Origin of the sequence: Pseudomonas anguilliseptica (assembly GCF_900105355.1) — a bacterium.
GTDB classification, from domain to species: domain Bacteria; phylum Pseudomonadota; class Gammaproteobacteria; order Pseudomonadales; family Pseudomonadaceae; genus Aquipseudomonas; species Aquipseudomonas anguilliseptica.
The window spans coordinates 3,738,298-3,760,148 of the sequence record NZ_FNSC01000001.1 but is presented as its reverse complement, the minus strand read 5'-3'; the positions used below and the strand labels follow the sequence as shown (position 1 = coordinate 3,760,148).

23 protein-coding genes are annotated in these 21,851 nt (G+C 61.2%); 8 read left to right on the top strand and 15 right to left on the bottom strand.

The features are described from left to right. Nucleotides 1–96 precede the first annotated feature (96 nt). Complete coding sequence (locus BLW24_RS18405; protein WP_090385522.1) at nt 97–1,302, bottom strand: acetyl-CoA C-acetyltransferase; 1,206 nt, start codon at nt 1,300–1,302, stop codon at nt 97–99. 385 nt (nt 1,303–1,687) lie between these two features. Here BLW24_RS18405 and BLW24_RS26030 point away from each other — a divergent pair, with 385 nt between their 5' ends. The 3 genes from BLW24_RS26030 (at nt 1,688) to BLW24_RS18395 (ending at nt 3,140) form a co-directional block, all read left to right on the top strand. After that, complete coding sequence (locus BLW24_RS26030) at nt 1,688–1,852, top strand: hypothetical protein (RefSeq protein ID WP_167360304.1); 165 nt, start codon at nt 1,688–1,690, stop codon at nt 1,850–1,852. Nucleotides 1,853–1,974: 122 nt separating this feature from the next. Then, nucleotides 1,975–2,334: a rhodanese-like domain-containing protein gene (locus tag BLW24_RS18400; RefSeq protein ID WP_090385517.1), complete on the top strand. Its 360-nt coding sequence runs from the start codon at nt 1,975–1,977 to the stop codon at nt 2,332–2,334. Further along, nucleotides 2,331–3,140: a c-type cytochrome gene (locus BLW24_RS18395; RefSeq protein ID WP_244161197.1), complete on the top strand. Its 810-nt coding sequence runs from the start codon at nt 2,331–2,333 to the stop codon at nt 3,138–3,140. The genes BLW24_RS18400 and BLW24_RS18395 overlap by 4 nt, the downstream gene beginning before the upstream one ends. A 265-nt stretch (nt 3,141–3,405) precedes the next feature. Here BLW24_RS18395 and BLW24_RS18390 read toward each other — a convergent pair whose 3' ends face one another. The 9 genes from BLW24_RS18390 to BLW24_RS18350 all read right to left on the bottom strand — a co-directional run bounded on the left by BLW24_RS18390 (nt 3,406) and on the right by BLW24_RS18350 (nt 12,651). Further along, a complete protein-coding gene (locus BLW24_RS18390) occupies nt 3,406–4,098 on the bottom strand; it encodes a transglutaminase family protein (protein ID WP_090385511.1) in 693 nt (230 codons plus the stop codon). Then, nucleotides 4,095–5,045, bottom strand: coding sequence for an alpha-E domain-containing protein (locus tag BLW24_RS18385; protein WP_090385506.1), 951 nt, complete (start codon nt 5,043–5,045; stop codon nt 4,095–4,097). The genes BLW24_RS18390 and BLW24_RS18385 overlap by 4 nt, the downstream gene beginning before the upstream one ends. Nucleotides 5,046–5,197: 152 nt before the next feature. Next, nucleotides 5,198–6,178: an IS5 family transposase gene (locus BLW24_RS18380; protein ID WP_090375775.1), complete on the bottom strand. Its 981-nt coding sequence runs from the start codon at nt 6,176–6,178 to the stop codon at nt 5,198–5,200. Between the two features lie 65 nt (nt 6,179–6,243). Beyond that, complete coding sequence (locus BLW24_RS18375) at nt 6,244–7,653, bottom strand: circularly permuted type 2 ATP-grasp protein (protein ID WP_090385501.1); 1,410 nt, start codon at nt 7,651–7,653, stop codon at nt 6,244–6,246. A 250-nt stretch (nt 7,654–7,903) separates the two neighbouring features. Next, complete coding sequence (locus BLW24_RS18370) at nt 7,904–8,611, bottom strand: type 1 glutamine amidotransferase (protein WP_090385496.1); 708 nt, start codon at nt 8,609–8,611, stop codon at nt 7,904–7,906. A gap of 111 nt (nt 8,612–8,722) precedes the next feature. After that, the gene (locus tag BLW24_RS18365) at nt 8,723–9,058 is read right to left on the bottom strand and encodes a ribonuclease E inhibitor RraB (protein ID WP_090385491.1); all 336 of its coding nucleotides are present in this window, start codon (nt 9,056–9,058) and stop codon (nt 8,723–8,725) included. 442 nt (nt 9,059–9,500) lie between these two features. Next, on the bottom strand, nt 9,501–10,262 hold the full coding sequence (locus BLW24_RS18360) for an SDR family oxidoreductase (protein WP_090385484.1): 762 nt from the start codon (nt 10,260–10,262) through the stop codon (nt 9,501–9,503). After that, on the bottom strand, nt 10,263–11,192 hold the full coding sequence (locus tag BLW24_RS18355; protein WP_090385478.1) for an alpha/beta hydrolase: 930 nt from the start codon (nt 11,190–11,192) through the stop codon (nt 10,263–10,265). Beyond that, the gene (locus BLW24_RS18350) at nt 11,176–12,651 is read right to left on the bottom strand and encodes a flavin-containing monooxygenase (protein WP_090385473.1); all 1,476 of its coding nucleotides are present in this window, start codon (nt 12,649–12,651) and stop codon (nt 11,176–11,178) included. The genes BLW24_RS18355 and BLW24_RS18350 overlap by 17 nt, the downstream gene beginning before the upstream one ends. Before the next feature lie 155 nt (nt 12,652–12,806). Here BLW24_RS18350 and BLW24_RS18345 point away from each other — a divergent pair, with 155 nt between their 5' ends. The 4 genes from BLW24_RS18345 (at nt 12,807) to BLW24_RS18330 (ending at nt 16,868) form a co-directional block, all read left to right on the top strand. Beyond that, a complete protein-coding gene (locus BLW24_RS18345; RefSeq protein WP_420875039.1) occupies nt 12,807–13,793 on the top strand; it encodes an AraC family transcriptional regulator in 987 nt (328 codons plus the stop codon). A gap of 128 nt (nt 13,794–13,921) precedes the next feature. Continuing rightward, nucleotides 13,922–15,364, top strand: a complete 1,443-nt coding sequence (locus BLW24_RS18340) for a methyl-accepting chemotaxis protein (protein WP_090385465.1) — start codon at nt 13,922–13,924, stop codon at nt 15,362–15,364. 111 nt (nt 15,365–15,475) lie between these two features. Further along, on the top strand, nt 15,476–16,366 hold the full coding sequence (locus tag BLW24_RS18335) for a DNA-3-methyladenine glycosylase family protein (protein WP_244161196.1): 891 nt from the start codon (nt 15,476–15,478) through the stop codon (nt 16,364–16,366). 4 nt (nt 16,367–16,370) lie between these two features. Beyond that, nucleotides 16,371–16,868: a methylated-DNA--[protein]-cysteine S-methyltransferase gene (locus tag BLW24_RS18330; RefSeq protein WP_090385452.1), complete on the top strand. Its 498-nt coding sequence runs from the start codon at nt 16,371–16,373 to the stop codon at nt 16,866–16,868. Between the two features lies 1 nt (nt 16,869). Here BLW24_RS18330 and BLW24_RS18325 read toward each other — a convergent pair whose 3' ends face one another. The 5 genes from BLW24_RS18325 to aroC form a co-directional block, all read right to left on the bottom strand. Continuing rightward, the gene (locus BLW24_RS18325; RefSeq protein WP_244161195.1) at nt 16,870–17,397 is read right to left on the bottom strand and encodes a histidine phosphatase family protein; all 528 of its coding nucleotides are present in this window, start codon (nt 17,395–17,397) and stop codon (nt 16,870–16,872) included. Nucleotides 17,398–17,446: 49 nt separating this feature from the next. Beyond that, complete coding sequence (locus tag BLW24_RS18320; protein WP_090385447.1) at nt 17,447–17,638, bottom strand: PLDc N-terminal domain-containing protein; 192 nt, start codon at nt 17,636–17,638, stop codon at nt 17,447–17,449. A 75-nt stretch (nt 17,639–17,713) separates the two neighbouring features. Next, the gene (locus BLW24_RS18315; RefSeq protein ID WP_090385444.1) at nt 17,714–18,262 is read right to left on the bottom strand and encodes a 1,2-dihydroxy-3-keto-5-methylthiopentene dioxygenase; all 549 of its coding nucleotides are present in this window, start codon (nt 18,260–18,262) and stop codon (nt 17,714–17,716) included. A 40-nt stretch (nt 18,263–18,302) separates the two neighbouring features. Beyond that, complete coding sequence (locus BLW24_RS18310) at nt 18,303–19,454, bottom strand: MFS transporter (RefSeq protein ID WP_090385437.1); 1,152 nt, start codon at nt 19,452–19,454, stop codon at nt 18,303–18,305. 128 nt (nt 19,455–19,582) lie between these two features. Next, entirely contained in the window at nt 19,583–20,674 is a 1,092-nt protein-coding gene (gene aroC, locus BLW24_RS18305; protein WP_090385431.1) for a chorismate synthase, read from the bottom strand. A gap of 162 nt (nt 20,675–20,836) precedes the next feature. On the opposite strand from aroC, the gene BLW24_RS18300 reads away from it, so the two are divergent. Continuing rightward, nucleotides 20,837–21,832, top strand: coding sequence for an alpha/beta hydrolase (locus BLW24_RS18300; protein ID WP_090385425.1), 996 nt, complete (start codon nt 20,837–20,839; stop codon nt 21,830–21,832). Nucleotides 21,833–21,851: the final 19 nt, after the last annotated feature.

Sequence of the window (21,851 nt, the reverse complement as noted above, 5' to 3'; positions counted from 1 at the left end):
AATCTCGGTGAGAGCCTCGTAGGGTGGAAAACCCACACAGGTTTCCACCCACCGGCTGCGCGGTGGATGAGCGAGCGTCATCCACCCTACAAAACGTCAAACTCGCTCGATGATGGTGGCAATACCCATACCGCCGCCCACACAGAGGGTGGCCAGGCCGTAGCGCAGTTGGCGCTTCTCCAGCTCGTCGATCAGGGTGCCGAGGATGGCGCAACCGGTCGCACCCAGCGGATGGCCCATGGCGATGGAGCCGCCGTTGACGTTGACCTTGTCCTCGCTGACGCCCATGTCCTTCATAAACTTCATCACCACCGAAGCGAAGGCCTCGTTGACCTCAAACAGGTCGATGTCATTGACGTTCAGCCCAGCCTTGGCCAATGCCTTACGGGTGGCCGGTGCCGGGCCGGTAAGCATGATGGTCGGGTCGGTACTGGTCACAGCGGTGGCGACGATGCGTGCACGCGGCTTCAAGCCCAGCTCTTTGCCCTTGGCAGCGCTGCCGATAAGCATCAGGGCCGAACCGTCGACGATACCCGAGCTGTTGCCCGGGGTGTGTACGTGGTTGATCTGCTCGACATGGCTGTAGACACGCAGCGCGGTGCTGTCGAAGCCCATCTGGCCCATCATCTCGAAGCTTGGCTTGAGTTTGCCCAGGCCTTCGAGGGTGGATTCACCACGGATAAACTCATCGTGGTCGAGCAGAACGATGCCGTTCTGGTCGGCTACCGGAATCAGTGATTTGCTGAACGAGCCGTCCTTGCTAGCGCGGGCAGCCTTCTGCTGCGAGCGCAGGGCGAAGCTGTCCACATCCGTGCGGCTAAAGCCTTCCAGGGTGGCGATCAAATCGGCGCCGATACCCTGCGGGGTGAAGTGGGTGTGCATATTGGTCGCCGGATCCATCACCCAGGCGCCGCCGTCGGAGCCCATGGGAATGCGCGACATCGACTCGACGCCGCCGACAACCACCAGATCCTCGAAACCGGAACGCACCTTCATCGCGCCCATGTTCACTGCTTCCAGGCCCGAGGCGCAGAAACGGTTGAGCTGCACGCCGGACACGCTGACATCCCAATCGGCGACCATGGCGGCCGTTTTGGCGATGTCCGCGCCCTGATCACCCACCGGCGTTACACAGCCGAGCACGATGTCATCGACCTGGCTGGTGTCCAGGTTATTGCGCGCTTGCAGGGCCTTGAGCAGGCCGGCGATCAGGTCGACAGGCTTGACGCTGTACAGCGCCCCATCCTTCTTGCCCTTGCCGCGGGGCGTGCGCACTGCATCGAAAATAAATGCTTCGGTCATGGCGTCCTCAGACTTCCAATGGAGGGTGGCTGATGGCGCAGGTGGGGCCCACGCCTGTTTTTGTTGAGTGCGCCTACCATACGCCGGGCGGGGTGAGTCTCAATGACCGAAGTGCTCAGGCCTATTGACCGCTCAGCTCAGACAAACGGTCAATCACTGGGTGAAGGCCAACAAGCGCGTCTAGTTCAAGGTCTGCTTGCCTGTGGCGGAGCCCGCGTCATAACCACAGGCAACTAACCCACGTACCTTAGTAATCAAGACGTCTATAGCCAGGGGCTGCACGCCCCTACAGTTGAATCAAGCCCCGGCAAATAGTGTGCAGGTCGGCTGCTGTAGGCGTCGTCGCCGGGTTTTGCCGGGACGGCTTGAATGATCAACACGAGGCGTGGCGTCGCATCCGCATATTGAGCAGGACAGCGACGACCACCCGCAAAAAACAACAAGGCCAACCGCCATGTTCAATCCAGTGAAAATGCGTCAGGCAGGCATGATTGTGTTTGCCACCACCGTCATTCTGATTATTCCCAACCTGACCCGCTTGGTCAGCTAACCCCCTGATTTCCTGCCCTGCCTGCCACCGTGGAGTGAGCCGGCAGCGGCAGCACAACCCCGCAACTGCTTGAAAGCTGGCGCCTGTGCTAGGGTGATTTCAATCACCCCAAGGAGCACGCCATGCGCACCCTATTTACCACCCTCGGCCTGCTGGTCAGCCTGCCTCTGTTGGCCGGCGAAGCCGAACTCAGCGCCGCTGTTGTCGCCCTGCAATCACCGGAAAGCGTGCTGATCGATGTACGCACCGCCGATGAGTTTGCCGCCGGCGCATTGCCCGGTGCCGAACAGATCGAGCACGAACAGATCGCCAACCGCATCAGCGCCATCGCCCCAGACAAGGACACGCCGATCATCCTCTACTGCCGCAGCGGCCGCCGTTCCGGCATCGCCGAAGAAAACCTGCGCGCCATGGGCTACAGCAATCTGATCAATGCCGGCGGCTATGACGAACTGAAACTCGCCCTGGAGTCGCAGGATTGAACAAACGCGCGCTCTGCATCACCCTGCTCGCCCTCCGACCCTTCAGCCACCTGCACGCCGCCGAACTGACCCTGGAACTGGGCAACGGCAGCCAGCGCCTGAGCAGTGCCCAACTGCTCGCCCACCCACAGGCGCAAAGCGTCGAGATCAGCGACGACGTCAGCTATAAACGCAGCATGCGCTACCGCGCCGTGCCGTTGGCCGCTCTGCTGGAGGGTGTGCAGCCGGGTGATCACCTGCAACTGGTGGCCAGCGACGGCTTTGCCGCCGAACTCTCCGCCGCCCCCGCACTCAGCCAAACCGGCAGCCAAGCCTGGCTGGCCATCGAAGACCCGGCGCAGCCCTGGCCGGCCCTCGGCAACGGCAAACCCAGCGCCGGGCCGTTCTATCTCGTCTGGCAAAACCCAGCCGCTAGCCAGATCGGCCCGGAACAGTGGCCATTCCAGCTGGCCACCATCCGCAAACTGGCCCCAGTGGCGCAGCGCTTCCCGCAGCTACTGCCAGCCGCCGACGCCAGCCCAGCGGTGCAGGCAGGGTTTGCCCAGTACCAGAAGAACTGCATGGCCTGCCATCGCCTGAATGGCGCAGGCGACTCGCAATTCGGCCCGGATCTGAATATTCCGCACAACCCGACCGAGTATTTCAGTGGCGACTTTCTAACCCGCTATATCCGCGACCCACAGAGCTTACGGCGCTGGCCGCAGGGCAAGATGCCGGGATTTGCGGTTGAGGTGTTGAGTGACAAGAAATTGGAGGAATTGGTTGAGTATTTGGGGCATATGGTGGGGAGGAAGGTGCAGCCTTGAAGGCTTCACGGAGGGTGGCAACACTTCTTTTCCTCTAGCATCACTTCACAAAACATCTTGATCGACTGGACTGACGCTTTTCGCCTTTACGGCGAGTCACTTTCTCTTGCTTCGCTCTGTTGTGGCTATCAAGCTCCGAGCTGAACCATCAATCTCGGATCAGCGCCACTAACCCACCCTACGAAGCAGGCTTCATTCAAGGCCTGTTTCGTACTCTCTAAAACCCTCTCCCGCAAGCGGGCAGAGGGGGCTTCAAAAGCTATTGCTATTGCTGTTGCACCCGCACCAGCGGCACAACCTCCACCTGCGCATGCATCTGCTCAATGCCACCACCCCGGCGCATGCCGCGCACCGGGCAGGCATCCAGATAATCCAGGCCCACGGCCAACTTCAAATGCCGCTCCGGCTTGGCCAGACAGTTGGTCACGTCAAAGCTGTACCAGGCGTCATCCAGCCAGGCTTCGGCCCAGGCGTGACTGGCCAGGTGGTCTTCGCTGTCGGTAAACAGATAGCCCGAGACATAACGCGCCGGAATGCCCAGGCTGCGCGCACAGGCCAGGAAGGCATGCATCAGGTCGATCAGGCCGCTGCGGTCCGGGCGGCTGCGGCTCTGCAGCTTGGCAAATTCGCGCAAGGCTTCATCGGCTTCGGTCAGGCGAGTGAAACGCAGAAACGGCAGCGCCGACTGGCTTTCGTGTTCGGCTTCGCGCGCCTCGTCGATCTCCACCTGGCCACGGGCGCCGATGACGATGGATTCGTGCGGCTCATCCATGGTCAGCACATGCAGGATATTGCCGTAAGGGTCGAGCTGCGCGCGCACCGGGCGCGGCAGGGTCAACTGCCAGCTGAGCACCTGCTGGCGCTCGCTGTCGTGCGGGGTCATGCGCAGGTACTGGATGCTGGTGCGCACCTGATCTTCATAGTGATAGGTGGTGTCGTGGCTGATTGACAGTCTCATGCGACCTCCAGGTAGGAACTTTGGATGGCTTGGCCCAGCTGGCGAACCAGCAGGATGAAATCGGTGAGCCAGGCGTGCAGACCCTCGTCGAGCACTTCTTCAATACTGGTGTAGCGCAGCCGCGCTTCCAGTTCGGCGGCCAGGCGTTGGGCCGGGCGGCCGTTGTCGCCGGGCAGGCTGGCGAGCATCAGGTTGAGTTCGTCCATACAGGCACGCAGTGAGCGCGGCACGTCGGCACGTAGTAGCAACAACTCGGAGACTTTGCGCGTGCCGGGCGAGCCACGGTAGATCTCGGCAAACGCCTCAAATGAGGAGAGCGCGCGCAGCAGTGCGGTCCACTGGTAGTAGCTGCGTGCGGGGCGGCCGTCGACTTCGTCGATGTCTTCGCCAAGCATTTCATAACGTGCATCGAGCAGGCGCAAGGTGTTGTCGGCGCGCTCGATAAAGGTGCCCAGGCGGATAAAACGGTACGGATCGCCGCGCATGATGGTGCCGAAGGTGGCGCCACGGAACAGGTGCGAGCGCTCCTTGACCCATTCGCAGAAGCGACTGATGCCATAGCGGCTCAGGCCTTGCTGGGCGATGCCGTGGATTTCCAGCCAGGTGGCGTTGATGTTTTCCCACATGTCGGCGGTGATCCGCCCACGCACGGCGTGGGCATTGCTGCGCGCGGCCTGCAGGCAGCAGTAGATGCTCGCCGGGTTGGTCGCATCAAGGGCGAAGAAGTGCAGCATGCGCTCGGCGTGCAGCGGGCCGTGGCGCTCTAGGTAATCGTCCAGGGTGCCAGTAATCAGCAGAGGCAGGGCCAGTTCTTCCAGGCCATCGCCACGGCCGTCCTGTGGCATCAGCGACAGCGAATAGCTGACTTCAAGCATGCGCGCGAGGTTTTCCGCGCGCTCCAGGTAACGCGACATCCAGTACAGATCAGAGGCAGTTCTTGAAAGCATGGTTAGGGATGGTCTGAAGTAGCCCTGTATTTCCGGTCAACTTCAGCCTCCGCTGATTTTGAAAGCGGAAAACTGATCAAAAACGATCAAGTCATCCGCTCATTTCGGTGTTTCTGGCCGCCGCGAGCACCTCGCAGCGGTCATTTCCCACATTACAGGCGCACCTCTCCTGCATTCGTCAGCAAATGTCGACGGGCCATCCACAGGTTCGACAGGGCGAACAGCGTTACCAGTTGTGCGGTGTTTTTGGCCAGGCCACGGAAACGCGTCTTCACATAACCGAACTGACGCTTGATCACCCGGAACGGGTGCTCGACCTTGGCGCGAACTTGCGCCTTGGCCTTCTCGATCTTGCGCTTGGCTTTGTACAGCGCGCTGCGCTTACTCAACGTGTTGTACGTACTGCGGCGGGCTGCGATCTGCCAGATCACTTCACGGCCTTCATGTTCTGGCCGCTTCTCTACGCCGGTGTAACCCGCGTCGGCACCCACCATGTTTTCTTTGCCGTGTAGCAGCTTGTCGACCTGAGTAACGTCTGCAACATTGGCTGCCGTGCCGACCACGCTATGCACTAAACCCGACTCGTCATCGACGCCGATGTGCGCCTTCATGCCGAAGTAATACTGGTTTCCCTTCTTGGTCTGGTGCATTTCCGGGTCACGCTTACCGTCCTTGTTCTTGGTCGAACTCGGCGCATTGATCAGCGTGGCATCGACGATGGTGCCTTGGCGCAATGACAAACCGCGGTCACCCAAATAGCCATTGATGACGGCCAAGATGCCCGCAGCCAGTTCGTGTTTCTCCAGCAATCGGCGGAAGTTGAGGATGGTGGTTTCGTCGGGAATGCGCTCCAGGCTCAGACCCGCAAACTGGCGCAGGATGGTGGTCTCGTACAGAGCCTCCTCCATCGCCGGGTCGCTGTAGCCGAACCAGTTCTGCATCAAATGAACCCGTAACATCGCCATCAGCGGATAGGCTGGACGTCCGCCTTCACCCTTGGGGTAATGCGGTTCGATCAAGGCAATCAAACCCTTCCACGGCACAACCTGATCCATCTCGATCAGGAACAGCTCTTTGCGGGTTTGCTTGCGCTTGCCGGCGTACTCGGCGTCGGCGAAGGTCATCTGCTTCATCGGAAAACTCGGCGGGTGGAGTTCAGGTATTTTGCCAAATTCAGGAAGTCTTCTTCAGGGTTTCCTTAGCCCTCCACCACCCAGGTGTCTTTGGTGCCGCCACCCTGGGACGAGTTGACCACCAGCGAGCCTTCGCGAAGCGCGACGCGGGTCAGGCCGCCGGGGACGATGCGGGTTTCCTTGCCGGATAGAACGAACGGCCGCAGGTCGATATGGCGTGGCGCGATGCCGCGTTCAACAAAGGTCGGGCAAGTCGATAGGCACAGGGTCGGCTGAGCAATATAGGCCTCGGGGCGGGCAATCAGGCGGGCGCGGAAGTCTTCGATTTCGGCCTTGGTGGCTGCCGGGCCGACCAGCATGCCGTAGCCGCCGGAGCCCTGGGTTTCCTTGACCACCAGGTGTTCCAGATTGGCCAGCACGTGGGACAGCTCGGCCGGTTTGCGGCACTGGAAGGTCGGTACGTTCTTCAGGATCGGCTCTTCGCTGAGGTAGAAGCGAATCATGTCGTCGACATAGGGGTAGATCGATTTGTCGTCCGCCACCCCGGTGCCGATGGCATTGGCCAGCACCACGTTGCCGCTGCGGTAGCAGGCCAGCAGGCCGGGCACGCCGAGCATGGAGTCCGGGTTGAAGGCCAATGGATCGAGGAAGGCGTCGTCGAGGCGGCGGTAGACCACGTCTACCTGCTTGGCCCCGGCGGTGGTACGCATAAACAGCTTGTCGTCACGCACGAACAGGTCCGCACCTTCGACCAGTTCCACGCCCATTTCGCGGGAGAGGAAGGCGTGCTCGAAGTAGGCACTGTTGAAGCGCCCCGGCGTCAGCACCACGACGTTGGGGTTATCCAGTGGGCTGGAGGATTTCAGCGTATCAAGCAGCAGGTTCGGGTAGTGATCGATCGGTGCCACGCGCTGGGCGGCGAACAGCTCGGGGAACAAGCGCATCATCATCTTGCGGTCTTCGAGCATATAGCTAACGCCGCTGGGGGTGCGCAGGTTGTCTTCTAGCACGTAGTAGCTGCCGTCGCCATCGCGTACCAGGTCGACCCCGGCAATGTGGGCGTAGAGGTCGCGGTGCAGATTGAGACCCTGCATAGCGATCTGGTAACCCTCGTTGGCCAGCACCTGCTCGGCAGGCACGATGCCGGCCTTGATGATGCGCTGGTCGTGGTAGAGGTCGGCGAGGAACATGTTCAGCGCCTGCACGCGCTGGATGCAGCCGCGTTCGACGATGCGCCATTCGCTGGCGGGGATGCTGCGCGGGATGATGTCGAACGGGATCAGGCGCTCGGTGCCCTGGTCGTCGCCGTACAGGGTGAAGGTGATACCGGCGCGGTGGAACAGCAGGTCGGCTTCACGGCGGCGCTGGGCCAGCAGTTCATCCGGCGTCTCCGCCAGCCAGCGGGCAAAGGCTTGATAGTGCGGGCGGACAGCGCCACTCGCGTCGTACATCTCGTCATAAAAGGTGCGGGCCATGCCGTACTCCTTGTCACCCGGACATGGAGACAGCTTTGCAAGGCCCGCGCCATACAACAAAAATGTTTTAAATCAATTACTTGAGTATTTGTCTGACTAGCAACGCACCAAGCCAGGGCGCAATCGTGACCGTCTAGTCGCAGGGCGCGCCATTTTAAGGCGGCCAATCCGTAGGGTGGATAACGCTCTTTTTATCCACCACAAGGCAACCACGGTGGATGGGTAAAGCGTCATCCACCCTACCCGGGTATCAGAGTCCGGCCAGCTGCAGCCAATGGCGGTAGAAGCCTTCGGCTACGCGGTTTAGTTCGGCGACTTTGGTTGGCAGTTGGTCGAGCATCTGCGCCCTGCTCTGCTGGCTCGGTTGGCTTTCATCCAGCAGGTGATGCCAATCGCCGAGCCACTGGCGCACCAGGGCTTCATCCATCTCCGGGTGGCCTTGCAGGGCCAGAACTTTATCGCCCCAGGCAAACGCCTGGTTGCTGCACCAGGGGCTGCTGAGCAGAGGCTGCGCGCCCTCGGGGATAGCAAAGCTGTCGCCATGCCACTGGAAGATCGGGAACTGTTCAGACAGGTGCTGCAACCAGGGGCTGGGCGCCGCCTGGTCGAGGCGGGTCAGCGGCTGCCAGCCACTTTCGGTGTAGGGCATGCGGCTGATTTGCGCACCCAGCGCCTTGGCCAGCAGCTGGCCGCCCAGGCAGTGGCCAATCAGCGGAATATCGCGACGGATAAAATGTTGCAAAGCGACCACTTCGGTGGTCAGCCAGGGTAGCGGGTCGTTCACGCTCATCGGTCCGCCCATTATGGCCACGGCCTTGGGTCGGTCGAGGTCAATGCCGTCCAGCTCGCCCAGATCCGCGCGCAGCACGCTAAATGAGTGGCCAGCCTGCTCCAGCACTTTGCCCAGATGGGCCGGCGGGCAGTAATCAATGTGGGTGAAAATCAGGATGTCGGTCATGCGCCAAGTCTGAAGCAAAGCGCAGGTTGGGGTCGAGGGACGATTGATTGGAGATAGTTTGCGGGGGTTGAAATGACACTGGCCAGCTTATGGCTGGCCAGTGTGCAGACTTCAGGGCTGCCTTACCTCCTGGGTAACGCCCCACCCATCCAGTTTGCCGCCAAGCGGCGCCACGACCGACTCCAGGTCATGCTCGAAGTCGTCAATGCCGTGGTATGTCGCGAACATTACTTTACTGACTTGCAGGTGCCAGACACCGTCATCACGCTCGGTCACCAGGGCGTGTAAAGATTCACCTCGAAATTGGCGGGTGGCCAGACGGGCCCGCTCCTCATCCGGGAATAAGGCGTAGAACTCGATGGGATGGAAGCTGGCAAAGTCGAAGCCACCCTCCTTCATCCGCCGTAAAACCCCGTTACTGACATCATCGTGCAAGGCTGTGCTCATGAAGTGACCTCCTCAGGCGATGGACATATTTACAGGACGCTAAAGAACCAACTAGGTGTCGATACTGCAGTGTTACGACCTGATAAACGCTTTCCCATTGCTACCGCCAGAGCTTCAGCGGTGTCGCGGCACCGATTGCAGTGCCGCCCGAGAATCAAGCGATGTGCTGCTTGATATGTCATAAGCCAGACCTGAAACCAGGGCTGGTCAACGCAGGCTTGTTCAGAACGAACAAGTCAGAAGCGTTAGTTGCAGACTAGTCCCATCCTGCGCGGTTTGCCCAGCGAAATATCCAACTCAGCCAGTCTCAATTGTCGCGGCTAAAGCCCCTCCCACGGTTTAGCGTCAGACGCATTAGCTGCTGCCCATGCTGTGGGAGGCGCTTGAGCGGCGAGCGTCGGGGCCAGCAGGATTTATAGGACAGCCATCAAGTTCAGCCAGATTACTCACGGCTTAGCCAAGCCATGATGCGCCGGGTCAGCCAGGTGGGCGTCAGCTGACCAGACCAGTACAGCAGCTTGAATTGCAGGCTGATCGGCCGGTGTACCGCACGGCTCAAGGTTTGCGCCCAAGCGGCCTGGGCCACGGCTTCGGCCTCAAGGTTAACCCCCAGACGCCTTAGCACAGGGGCCTGGAAACGCTGGTTGTTAAGCATCGGCGTGCTGACAAACGGCGGCATCAGGTCGCCTACACGGATGCCGTGCTTGGCCCATTCCAGATCCAGCGCCTCGGTCAGCCCACGTACAGCGAATTTGGAGGCCGAATAGCTGGCCAGATGCGGCACACCATAAACACCCGAAGCCGAGCCCATATTGATCACCTGGGCGTCGGACGTGGCTTGCAGATAGGGAAAAGCCGCGTGGGTCATATTCAGCAGGCCCTGCACGTTGATCTGCAGGATGCGCGCATGCTCACTCAGCTCGATATCCTCGAAGTGCCCACACTGCAGAATCCCGGCGCTATTGAACAGCAGGCGTAACTGACCGCAATGCAGGGCGCAGAAGTCCGCCAGGGCGACCTTGACTGCCGCTGGGTCGGCCACATCCAGCTCGGCATGCCAGATATTACCCAGCTCGCCTGCCAGCTTGGCCAGCGCCTGGTGGTTGATATCCAGCAAGCCAACCTGCCAGCCGTGTTGATGAAACAGCCTGGCAGTGGCTGCGCCGATTCCCGAGGCGGCGCCGGTTATCAGAATATTGTTCACTCAGCAGCCCCGCTCACGCAGAAAGCTCACCACTTCGGCCAGGGCAAAATCGGCGGCCTTGAGCATGCCAGCATGAGCCTGAAACACGTGCCACAGGTCCGGATAGCGCTGCAGGCGCACATCCACACCGGCTGCCCTGGCCTTGTCGGCAAAGCGCAGGCTGTCGTTACGTAGAATCTCGTCTTCACCGACCTGGATCAATACAGGGGCCAGCCCCTGCAGATCGGCAAACTGCGGTGATAAACCGGGATCGTCATGCGCCAATCCGGCAGGGCAATACAGCGCCAGCGCCTGCGCCGCCCATTTTGGATGAAGCAGTGGGTCGCCCGCTGGCGGCTCGTGTGTCTGCGTAAAGGAAAAATCGGTGACCGGGGAGAAACACACCAGCGCCGCCGGTTGTGCCAAGCCCAAATCACGCAGACGCAGGCTGGTGATCAGGCTCAGGTTTCCGCCAGCCGAATCACCGCCCAGCACGATCTGCTCGGGCTTGTAGCCTAGATTGATCAACTCCTGAAACGCTGCCAACGCATCGTCGCGAGCTGCAGGGTATTGATGCTCCGGCGCCAGGCGGTAATCCAGCGCGCACACATCCATCTGCCCGCGCTTGGCCAAGGTGGAGCAGATCGTGCGGTGGGTGTTCGCTCCGCCGATCAGGTATGCACCGCCATGCAGATACAGCAGCACCGTGCCACGGCCACTCTGCGGCTTATGCCACTCACAGGGCCGCCCACCCAGGGTACCGGTACTGCGGGTGATACCGCGCGGCGCCGGGCTGGCGGCAGTCAAAAGGCGCAACACCGCACGCTGGCCGGCAATCGGCATGGGTGGACGTACCAGGCCACGGAACAGCAGGCGCAGGCTGGTACGCAAAACGCTGCGCAGCAGCGCCTGATCGGCCGCAGGTGCGTTGAATTCAGCGGGTGCATTCATAGTCATCAAGCTCCGGGGCGCGGGTTTGCTGGCGGTAAGTAAAGGTATAGCCCGGCCAGTTGTTGGTGCTTTTGCCGGAGGCGGTTTTGTACCAGCTTGAGCAGCCCTGCTCCCATATCGTTCGATGTGAGCTGGCCTGAACCTGCTGGTTGTAGCGCTGTTGCACCGCGGCTTTTACGTCCAGGTAGCGTACGCCTTGCTGGCGCAGCAAATCGATGCAGCCGAGCACATAGCGAAACTGGCTTTCGAGCATATAAATGATCGAATTGTGCCCCAGGTTGGTATTCGGCCCGTAGAGGATAAACAGGTTGGGAAAGCCACTGACGCTAATGCCCTTGTAGGCTTCGGCGCCGTCCTGCCAGGCCTGGTTCAGCTCCTGCCCGCCGAACCCGCGAATCTGCATCGGCGCGAGAAAATCCGTGGCGGCAAAGCCGGTTCCGTAGATCAGCACATCGCAGGGGTGTTCGCGGCCATCGGTGGTGATGATGGCGCGCTCGCCGACGCGGCTAATCGCCTCGCTGATTAGCGCCACATTGGGTTGCGCCAGGGCCGGCAGATAGTCATTGCTGATCAGGATGCGCTTGCAGCCCATGGGGTAGTTTGGCTGCAGCTGGCTGCGCAGTTGCGGATCACGGATGTGCTGCTTGAGGTGACGCTCGAAGCTAAAGCGAAACAGCTTCATCAGCCACGGCATGCTGATAAACGCCAGACCGCGCATCTCGTATTGCAGGTACTTGAGGCCACGGTCGAGGCGTTGCAGCCAGGGCAGCCGGCGCATCAGCGCCAGCTCCCAAGGCTTGTAGGCGCGATCCGGCTTGGGCAACACATAGGCCGCCGAGCGCTGAAACAGCTTGAGTTCGGCCACCTGCGGCTGGATCTGCGGGACAAACTGAATCGCCGAGGCGCCGGTGCCGATCACCGCTACGCGCTTGCCGGAAAGATCCAGATCGTGTCGCCAGCGCGCCGAGTGAAAAGCTTCCCCGGCGAACTTCTCGATCCCTGGCAATGCCGGATAGGCCGGCTGATTGAGCTGGCCGCAGGCGCTGATCAGCACCTCGGCGCAGAGCTCTTCACCATTGCTCAGGGTCACCCGCCACAACGCTGCCGCCACATCGAAGGCCGCCGAGGCCACCTCGGCATTGCAGCGAATACGCGAACGCAGCTGGTACTTGGCCACGCAGTGCAGCATATAGCCGTGGATTTCCGCCTGAGGCGCAAACTTGCGGCTCCAGTCGGTTTTCGGTTCAAAGGAAAACGAATACAGGTGCGACGGCACATCGCAGGCCGCCCCCGGGTAGCTGTTATCGCGCCAGGTGCCGCCGACTTCTGCGGCCTTTTCAAGGAGCAGAAAGTCCTCGACACCGGCCTTCTGTAACTGAATGGCCATGCCCAGGCCGCCAAAGCCGCTGCCGATAATCAGCACGCGTAACCGGGCCTGGTTCTGGGAAGTGTTGTGCATTGTTATTTCCCCAACCGCAAACAGTGCGGATGCCAGGATGCTACTTGCCCGGCGCGTAAGAGGTTATGGCATAGTCGGCCAATCGATTGTGACTTTCGGACAAGTCAGCGGATAACTGCATGTCAGCCATCCCCTACACCCTCCCCAGGCGCAGCATTACCAGTGCGCAACTGCTGACCCAGTTAGGCCTCGACCATGGCCTGAGCGTCGAGCAGTGCCTGCGCGACACCGGCCTCAGCCCCCTGCAACTGGCCGAGCTGCACAGTGAAATCGAAGGCACGCAGGAACTGCAGCTTGTTCGCAACCTGATCGACGCACTGCCCGATCTGGATGATCTCGGCCTGCAGGCCGGCCTGCGCTATCAGCTGACCACCTACGGCATCTGGGGTTACGCCCTGCTCAGCAGCCAGAGCTTCCGTCAGGCCGCCGACCTCGGCCTGCGTTATCTGGACCTGACCTTTGCCTTTAACCGCATCAACTTGATCGAAGACGCCAGCGAAGCCCATCTGCAGCTGGACGGCAGCCATTTGCCGGATCAGGTGCGCGACTTTCTCCTGCTGCGCGACGCCGTGGCGGTGATGGTGATTCAGCGCGAATTGACCGGTGCCAAAGTGCCGCTGAGCCGGGTACAGCTGAGTATGCCGACACCGGCTGACCCGGCGCGCTTTATCGAGCAGTTTGGCCTGCTACCGGAATTCGCCAGCGCCTCGAACCGCATCAGCTTCCCGCGTCAGTTGCTCGACCAGCCGTTGCCCCGCGCCAATCCGCACAGCGCTCAACTCTGTGAGCAGCAGTACCAGGCCCTGCTGGCCAAACGACAAGTGCGCAGCGGCCTGGCCGGGCAGATTCGTGATCGCCTGTTGAACACACCCGGCCGGCTACCCGATATGGAAGTGATCGCCCTCGAACTGAACATCAGCAGCCGCACCCTGCGTCGCCGTTTGGAAGAGCAAGGCAGCAGCTTTCGCCAGCTGCAGGAAGAAGTGCGTCAGGCCCTGGCCGAAGAACTGCTGGCCATCGCCAGCCTGAGTCAGGAGGAGATTGCCGAACGCCTGGGCTACAGCGAGGTTTCGAACTTCCTGCATGCGTTCAAACGCTGGAAAGGCCTCACGCCGGGGCAATTTCGACAAACATTGGACTGAGGCGCGACTGACAGGTCATCGGAACAGATGGCACTTTGCTATTTCATCCGCCAAATTGGCAGTTTCCACCTTCAAGCTGGCGGGCGTTTACGCCGATACTGCTGAACAAGCGATTGACTGGAGTTTTCATGCGACAGGGTTTTCTTGGGCAGTTCCTGCCACATGATTTGACTGATCAGGCCAGCGTTCTGTTGGCCCGTACGCTGGCCTTCAGCGCCCTGTGCAGCGTGGTCATCGGCCTGTACAGCTGCATCAAATGGGGACGCCTGGGCAATGATGCACTGATGTATGGCTCGTTGCTGCTGGTGTTGGGCATGCCGCTGATGCTGCTGGTACTGCGCAGCGCCGTGCTGCCACTGGCGGTAGCCGCGAACATGGCACTGGCCTGCATGGCCAGTTACTCGATGCTGCTGATCTATCAGCTGGGCGGCCTGCATTCGGCGCATATTTACTGGCCGGCGGTGATCATCGTATTCGCCTATCTGCTGGCCGGCACCCGCAGCGCCATGCTCTGGAGCCTGGTGCAAGTGCTGTTCGTGTTCTGGCTTATTCGCCTGGAGCGCAGCGGCGCCAGCCTGCCGGTATTTGAACTGAGCCCGCGCGATGCTGCGGTGAACACCTACTCGGGCTACGTCCTGCCGGCGCTGACCGTGTGGCTGGCACAGTGGTACAGCGCGCAACTGCGTAACCAGGCCCTAGCCGATGCCGAACAGGCCCTGAGCGAATCGCGCGAGTTCGGTCAACGCGCCGCACGTAATCAGGAGCAGCTCGGCGGCATCGTCGATGAAGTACGCAGCACCGCCAGCGACCTGCTGCAGATGGCCGGTCAGCTGCAACAGACCATTGGCGGCATTCGCCAGCGCTGCCAGAGCATCGACACCGATGTGCAACAGCAGGCCGACGCCATGCATCACCTGGATCTGGCCCTGCATAAAGTGCTCGACAGCCTCGCCGCCAGCACCGGTCATATGCAGCAACTCAGCGAGGACACCCAGCACAGCAGCAGCCAAGTGAATGCCTGCGCACAGCGCATGGAAGACGCCCAGGCCAGCATGCAGGCCATCCAGCAGAGCAACCAGCGCATCGCCGAATCCATGCAGATGATCAGCGCCATCGCCCAGCAAACCAACCTGCTGGCGCTTAACGCAGCCATCGAAGCGGCCCGCGCGGGGGATCATGGCCGCGGCTTTGCCGTGGTGGCCGATGAGGTGCGCAACCTCTCACAGCGCAGCAACGAAACCGCCGATACGGTGCAGAACGTGTTGGACCAGTCGCAGCAGATCATCAACACCGGCGCTGCCCAGGTCAGCGATGTCAGCAGCGCCCTGAGCAGCAATGCCGGGCTTACCGACAACCTCTCTAACTCGATCCTGCAGCACAGTCAGGCCCTTACCCAGGCGCACCAGCAACTGCTGCACGCACGCGACAACAGTTCTGCACAACGCGACGCCAGCCAACGCCAGCGCGCCGCCAGTTCCGAGCTGCTGAATGCTCAGGAGTCGCTGGTGCAACTTGGCCAACAACTGGAACAGTTGTCGCATCAGTTGCATCAGCGGGTTGCCCGCGCGTAATCACTCCACGCCCCTCCCATCAGTGAGGGGCAAAACGTCCTAACCGACAGCTTATCGCCACAGTTTGAAAGTCAGTTCTGCGCTGACAGCCGGGCGGGCTGCGGTTATTGTTTGGCCATGACTAACACGCCCAATACCCTGTTACTGAGCTATCAGCCGCCCTGGCAGTGGCAACAATTCCACGCGCACTTTGCCATGCGCGCCCTGACTGGGGTGGAAAGCCTGCAGCCGCACAGCTACACACGCAGCGTGCACCTCGATGGCCTGCGCGGCTGGTTCCGTGTGCAGGCACTGAATGATCAACCCGCGCTGCAACTGCACTACAGCGAATCGCTGCAGCCCTGTTTGGCAACGCTTGCCGCGCGGGTGCGCAAGATGTTTGATCTGGACTGCCAGCCGCAGCAGATCTGTGCGCACTTTGCCGATGATGCGCAGCTCGGCCCGCTGGTTGCGCGTCATCCCGGCTTGCGTTTGCCGACTGCTTTCGAGCCCTTCGAGCAGGCCGTGCGCGCCATTGTTGGTCAGCAGGTTACGGTAAAGGCAGCGGTAACCATCACTGGCCGCCTGGTTGCCCGACTGGGCGAATCGCTGCAGTTTGCCGATGCCCCCGATATTCAACGGCTGTTCCCTACGCCCGTTGCAATCGCCGAAGCCAACCTGGAAGGCATCGGCATGCCCGGCAAGCGCGTGCAGACCTTGCAGCATTTCGCTGCGCAGGTGGCCAGTGGCGATCTACGTCTGGGTTTGCAGGCGGGCTATACCGCCTTTGTCGAGCAGCTGTGCGCCCTGCCCGGCATCGGCCCGTGGACGGCGGAATATATTGCGCTGCGCGCCTTCGGCGAGGTCGATGCCTTTCCCGCCAGTGATCTGGGGCTACTCAAGGCACCGGTGTGGGGACCAGAAGGCATCGACGCCAAACAGCTCAAGGCTCGCGCCGAAGCCTGGAGGCCGTGGCGCGCCTATGCCGCCGCGCATCTGTGGCACAACTATTCAGAGGGCTGAACCAATGTTCTACCGCTACCACGACAGTCCGATTGGCCGTCTGTTATTGGTCGCTGACGCAACCGGCTTACAGCAACTGCTGATGGATATCGATGACAAGCCCTGGGATATCGGCGAACACTGGAGCCGCGCTGCCGATGAACTGGATGAAGTGTGCCGGCAACTGGATGAGTATTTCGCCGGGCGGCGGCGGCGCTTCGAAGTACGCCTGGCGCCGCAAGGCACAGCGTTTCAGCAGGCGGTGTGGCAAGCGTTGCAGGCCATTCCGTTTGGCCATACCCGTTGCTACAGCGACCTCGCCGCCGAGATCGCGCGGCCCAAGGCCGTGCGCGCCGTTGGTGCGGCCAATGGCGCCAACCCGATAGCCATCATCATTCCCTGTCATCGGGTAATTGGCCGTGACGGCAGCCTCACAGGCTATGCCGGCGGCCTGCCGCGCAAAGCGCTGTTGCTCAAACTGGAAGGGGCGCAGCTGCCGGAACAGCGGTTGCTGAGCATTTAGCCTAGGGCTGAACTCGCGCCAGCACGCGCGCCGGAGCCTCTAGCGGTAACGCCAGAATCAACCCTTCGCCAGACGCCGGATAAATGCCGGTCAGCGCGGTGATATTGACCTGATGGGAGACCAGCACCAGCGACGCACCACGCGGTTGTGCATTGATCTGTTCGATCAGCGCAGCGGTCTGCTCACGGGCGGTATTGGGTGTTTGAAAGAAGGAGTCCAGGGCTGGCAGTGTTTCTGCTGCGCCCAAACCCATTTCGCGGGCCGTGTCCTGAGCGCGGCACCAGCGGCTGCTAAGCAGACGTGGTTCAATCCACTGACTACGCAACAACTGTCCCCAGCGCTGCGCCTGCTCACGACCTTGCTGATTGAGATTGCGCTGAGTGCGGCAATCACTTAGCTGAAAATTCGCCGGGTCACCCGTGCCGGGCGCTGTGGCATGGCGCAACAGCAGCACGGCGCGGCCTTCACGTAACGCGGTCCAGGCGGACTTATGGCTGGCCTGAACCGCGCCGCCCAGCAGATGCAGCACCAACAGCCACGCGCCGTATCGCCAACGTAGGTAGTTTTTCAACGGCCTGCTAGAACTTGACCGTGCCACGCGGCCCCATCAGCGCCCAGATGATCAGACCGATCACCGGCAGCAAGACGATCAACAATATCCACAGCACCTTGATGCCCGTTTCGGCGTTGCTTTTGATCACGCTCAGAATCGCCCAGATATCCAGCGCTAGAATGACCAAACCCAGTAAGCCGTTGAACATTGAACCCATATGGTGTCGCTCCTATGCGAAGGGATCGCTTACGTAGGATAGACGCTGGGCAAAAGAGTTCAGGCGCTTTACCTATCAGCAGTCATCCAGCCCCGCAAAGGCGGCAGCAAAATCACCGGTTAGTGGGGTAAAAACCGCCACCTGGGGGCTGTCAAACAGACGCAAAACGGCAAAGCGCGGATGCTCGCCGCCGTCGAACCTATGCGCAGTGCCGGCGGGTAACCGCACCAGGTCGCCCTTCTCGCACAACAGGCTGTAGACGTACTCGCCGATGTGCAGCGCCAGCAGGCCACGTCCGGCCAGGTAGTAATGCAGGTGAGCCGGCTGACAGCGTTGCTCCGCGCGCAGGCTACGGGCCAGCTCACTGCCTTCACCGCGCTCATCACACAGGCTAAGGACCTCGGCACTGGTGTAGCCATGCGCGGTCATCAGTTGGTCGATCTGCACACGACTGGCCGCCAGCAGTTCATCACTGGCTGTACCGGCCGTGACCGCCTGTTGAACCGGCACCTGACTGAACTGCACACCAACAGCAGCCAGAGTGCTGGCAATGTCCTCGAGGTGAGTCAGCAGCTTGTTCGGGTACTCGGGCGAAGACTGGTGGTAGACGGTCAGGCTGCTCATGCTCAAGGCTCTCGTACAGTTTCAATTCAGATAATCAAGTCTAGGGCCGCTCATCACGCAGATAGCACGCGGTGATCACCGCAGCCGCCAGGGCAATCAGGCTGGCGATGGCAAAGGTCCAGGCCGCGCCGAGGCTGTGCCAGCTGTAGCCGGAATACAACGCTCCCAATGCCCCGCCGACACCCGCCAGCGCGGCATACAGCGCCTGGCCCTGGCCTTGCTGGCGGTCGGCGAAGCTGCGCTGAACAAAATGCATGGCCGCCGCATGGAAACTGCCAAAGGTTGCGGCATGCATCAACTGGGCAAACAGCAGCACCGGCAGATGCCCGGCCAGATTGCCCAGCAATAGCCAGCGCACGGCGGTAATCAGAAAACTCGCCAGCAGCACGGTACGCAGGGAATAGCGCGCCAGCAAGCGGGCCATAAACATAAACAGCACGATCTCGGCCAGCACACCCAGCGCCCACAGCTGGCCGATCACCCCTCGCGAATAGCCGAGTGCTTCCAGATGCAAACTGAGGAAGGTGTAGTACGGGCCATTGCTCAACTGCATCAGCCCGGCGCTAAGGTAGAAAGCGAGTATCCCCGGCCGCCGCAGTTGCTGGAGAAAGCCGCCCTGCTCCAGAGTGTTGGGGCGTATCTGCGGCTGCGCATTGGGCACCCACCAGCTGCTCAGGACGATGCCGCTCATGATCAGAATCAGCGCCCAGGGATAGGCGTCCAGGCTCAGCAGCTCGAACAACTTGCCCAGGCCGACCACCGCGACAATAAAACCGATGCTGCCCCACAGGCGGATCTGGCTGTAGCGCGCCGCTTGCTCCTTGAGATGGGCAAAAGTGATCACCTCAAACTGCGGCAATACCGCATGCCAGAAGAACGCATGCAGCGCCATGATCAGCGCCAGCCAGGCGTAGCTCTGGCTGATAAAGATGCCGGCAAAACACAGCAGCGTGCACAGTGCACCAAAACGCACGATAGCCAGCCGCTGCCCGCTGTAATCACCCAGCCAACCCCAGATATTCGGTGCGATGCAGCGCATGAGCATGGGAATGGCGATCAGCTCGCCAATTCGCGCAGCAGAAAACCCCAGGTGATCGAAATACAGCGCGAGAAACGGCGCGGTGGCGCCGAGCAGCGAGAAATAGAAGAAGTAGAAACCGGACAGACGCCAATAGGGCAACACAGAAGGCATGGTTTACCCAGACGTAGGTTGGGTTGAGGAGCCAGCGACGAAGCCCAACACTCGATAAATCATCTTTCTGCGCTGCCGAGTCGACCGCCGTTGGGCTTCGCTGCGCTCAATCCAACCTACGCGGGCAGTCACAGCTGTGGCAGCACCGGCGTGCTGAACCGCACATCGGCATTCTGCGCGCGATGGCGCAGCAGGTGGTCCATCAACACGATGGCCATCATCGCCTCGGCAATCGGCGTGGCGCGGATGCCCACACAGGGGTCGTGACGGCCCTTGGTGATGATATCCACCGGGTTGCCGTGGATATCGATCGAGCGCCCCGGAGTGGTGATGCTCGACGTCGGTTTGAGGGCCAGGTGCGCCACAATCGGCTGACCGCTGGAGAGGCCACCGAGGATGCCACCGGCGTTGTTGGAGAGAAAACCTTCCGGGGTCATCTCGTCGCGGTGCTCGGTGCCGCGCTGCGCCACACTGGCGAAACCCGCACCGATTTCCACACCCTTGACCGCGTTGATGCTCATCAGCGCATGGGCCAGTTCGGCGTCCAGACGGTCGAAAATCGGCTCGCCCAGCCCCGGCATCACACCTTCAGCAACCACGGTGATTTTTGCGCCGACCGAATCCTGATCACGGCGCAGCTGATCCATATAGGCTTCCAGCTCCGGCACCTTGTCCGGATCGGGGCTGAAGAAGGCATTCTGCTCGACGCTGTCCCAGGTCTTGAACGGGATTTCAATTGGCCCCAGCTGGCTCATATAGCCACGAATCACGATGCCCTGAGTGGCCAAGTACTTCTTGGCGATGGCACCAGCGGCCACGCGCATGGCCGTCTCGCGCGCCGAACTGCGGCCACCACCGCGGTAGTCACGCACGCCGTACTTATGGTGATAGGTGTAATCGGCGTGGGCCGGGCGGAAGGAATCCTTGATCGCCGAGTAGTCCTTGGACTTCTGGTCGGTATTGCGGATCAGCAGGCCGATCGAGCAACCGGTGGTCTTGCCCTCGAACACCCCGGCAAGGATTTCCACCTCATCGGCTTCCTGGCGCTGTGTAGTGTGGCGGCTGGTGCCGGGTTTGCGCCGATCAAGATCACGTTGCAGGTCTTCCAGGCTGATTTCCAGGCCTGGGGGGCAACCATCGACAATGGCGACCAACGCCGGGCCATGGCTCTCGCCAGCGGTGGTGACAGTGAACAGCTTGCCGTAGGTATTGCCGGACATGTGCAAAACGCTCCGCGAAAATCAGCTCCGAGGCTACGCCAGCCGGCGCAAAACCCCATTTGAGTAAAGGCGGCGAGTATACCCGTGGCGTTCGCCCAGATCATCCTCGAACCTTCAGGGCGGATAAACGTCCAATAGGCTCATCCTTGGCAGTTCCTTTCCATGACCCGAGCTCTGCTGTTGCCCCTTTTTCTCTGCAGCGCCCTGCTGCAAGCCGCCCCCGACGTCGCACAGAGCAACACCGCGCATAGCAGCCTGCAGCAACCCATGCGCCTGCAGACCGACCAGGGCACGCTGTATGGCACGCTGCTCAAGCCCAGCAGCACCAAACCTGTGGCCGTGGCGCTGCTGATTGCCGGCTCCGGCCCCACCGACCGTGACGGCAACAACCCTGAAGGCGGCCAGAGCGACAGTCTCAAACGCCTGGCGCAGAGCCTGGCCAGACAGGGCATCGCCAGCCTGCGTTACGACAAACGCGGGGTGGCCGCCAGCCGCGCGGCCACCCCGGATGAACGCGACCTGAGTGTCGAGGGTTATGTCAGCGATGCGGTGAACTGGGCACGGCTGCTCAGGGCTGATCCGGCATTTGACCGGCTGATTCTGATCGGCCACAGCGAAGGTGCGCTGATTGCCAGCCTGGCTGCCGAACCGGCGCAGGCCGATGCCCTGGTGGCAATTGCCGGCAGCTCACGGCCGATTGATCAACTCTTACGTGAACAACTCGCATCCCGCCTACCACCGCATTTGCTGGCGCAAAGCAACCAAGTGCTCGACCGCCTGCTGGCCGGGCAATTCAGCCCCAAGATACCCAAGCAGTTGCAAGTGCTGTTTCGTCCGAGCGTACAGCCCTATCTGATCACGCTGTTGCGGCAGAACCCAGGCCAGGCCTTTGCCCGTTTGCAGATTCCTGCGCTGATCGTACAAGGCAGCCACGATATTCAGGTCAGTGTCGCCGATGCCCACGCCTTGCAGGCCGCCAAGCCAGATGCCGAGCTGCTGATCATCCCCGGCATGAACCATATGCTGCGCATCAGCGCGCTGGATTTACCGACGCAACTGGCCAGTTACAACAATCCTCGGCTACCGTTGGCACAAGGACTGGGCGAGCAGATCGCCCAGTTCATCCAGCGCAGCGGCAAAAAGCCAGCCTCCAGTTAGCCGGGCGGCAGCCAATAAG

Excerpts from the sequence above, each read along its gene's own strand:
- BLW24_RS18350 (WP_090385473.1), bottom strand. The coding sequence starts at position 12,651 with ATGCACAACACTTCCCAGAACCAGGCCCGGTTACGCGTGCTGATTATC.
- BLW24_RS18355 (WP_090385478.1), bottom strand. The coding sequence starts at position 11,192 with ATGAATGCACCCGCTGAATTCAACGCACCTGCGGCCGATCAGGCGCTG.
- BLW24_RS18365 (WP_090385491.1), bottom strand. The coding sequence starts at position 9,058 with ATGAGCACAGCCTTGCACGATGATGTCAGTAACGGGGTTTTACGGCGG.
- BLW24_RS18315 (WP_090385444.1), bottom strand. The coding sequence starts at position 18,262 with ATGAGCAGCCTGACCGTCTACCACCAGTCTTCGCCCGAGTACCCGAAC.
- BLW24_RS18375 (WP_090385501.1), bottom strand. The coding sequence starts at position 7,653 with ATGGCCCGCACCTTTTATGACGAGATGTACGACGCGAGTGGCGCTGTC.
- BLW24_RS18330 (WP_090385452.1), top strand. The coding sequence starts at position 16,371 with ATGTTCTACCGCTACCACGACAGTCCGATTGGCCGTCTGTTATTGGTC.
- BLW24_RS18400 (WP_090385517.1), top strand. The coding sequence starts at position 1,975 with ATGCGCACCCTATTTACCACCCTCGGCCTGCTGGTCAGCCTGCCTCTG.
- BLW24_RS18340 (WP_090385465.1), top strand. The coding sequence starts at position 13,922 with ATGCGACAGGGTTTTCTTGGGCAGTTCCTGCCACATGATTTGACTGAT.
- BLW24_RS18380 (WP_090375775.1), bottom strand. The coding sequence starts at position 6,178 with ATGAAGCAGATGACCTTCGCCGACGCCGAGTACGCCGGCAAGCGCAAG.
- BLW24_RS18300 (WP_090385425.1), top strand. The coding sequence starts at position 20,837 with ATGACCCGAGCTCTGCTGTTGCCCCTTTTTCTCTGCAGCGCCCTGCTG.
- BLW24_RS18310 (WP_090385437.1), bottom strand. The coding sequence starts at position 19,454 with ATGCCTTCTGTGTTGCCCTATTGGCGTCTGTCCGGTTTCTACTTCTTC.
- BLW24_RS18385 (WP_090385506.1), bottom strand. The coding sequence starts at position 5,045 with ATGCTTTCAAGAACTGCCTCTGATCTGTACTGGATGTCGCGTTACCTG.
- BLW24_RS18320 (WP_090385447.1), bottom strand. The coding sequence starts at position 17,638 with ATGGGTTCAATGTTCAACGGCTTACTGGGTTTGGTCATTCTAGCGCTG.
- BLW24_RS18370 (WP_090385496.1), bottom strand. The coding sequence starts at position 8,611 with ATGACCGACATCCTGATTTTCACCCACATTGATTACTGCCCGCCGGCC.
- BLW24_RS18405 (WP_090385522.1), bottom strand. The coding sequence starts at position 1,302 with ATGACCGAAGCATTTATTTTCGATGCAGTGCGCACGCCCCGCGGCAAG.
- BLW24_RS18390 (WP_090385511.1), bottom strand. The coding sequence starts at position 4,098 with ATGAGACTGTCAATCAGCCACGACACCACCTATCACTATGAAGATCAG.
- aroC (WP_090385431.1), bottom strand. The coding sequence starts at position 20,674 with ATGTCCGGCAATACCTACGGCAAGCTGTTCACTGTCACCACCGCTGGC.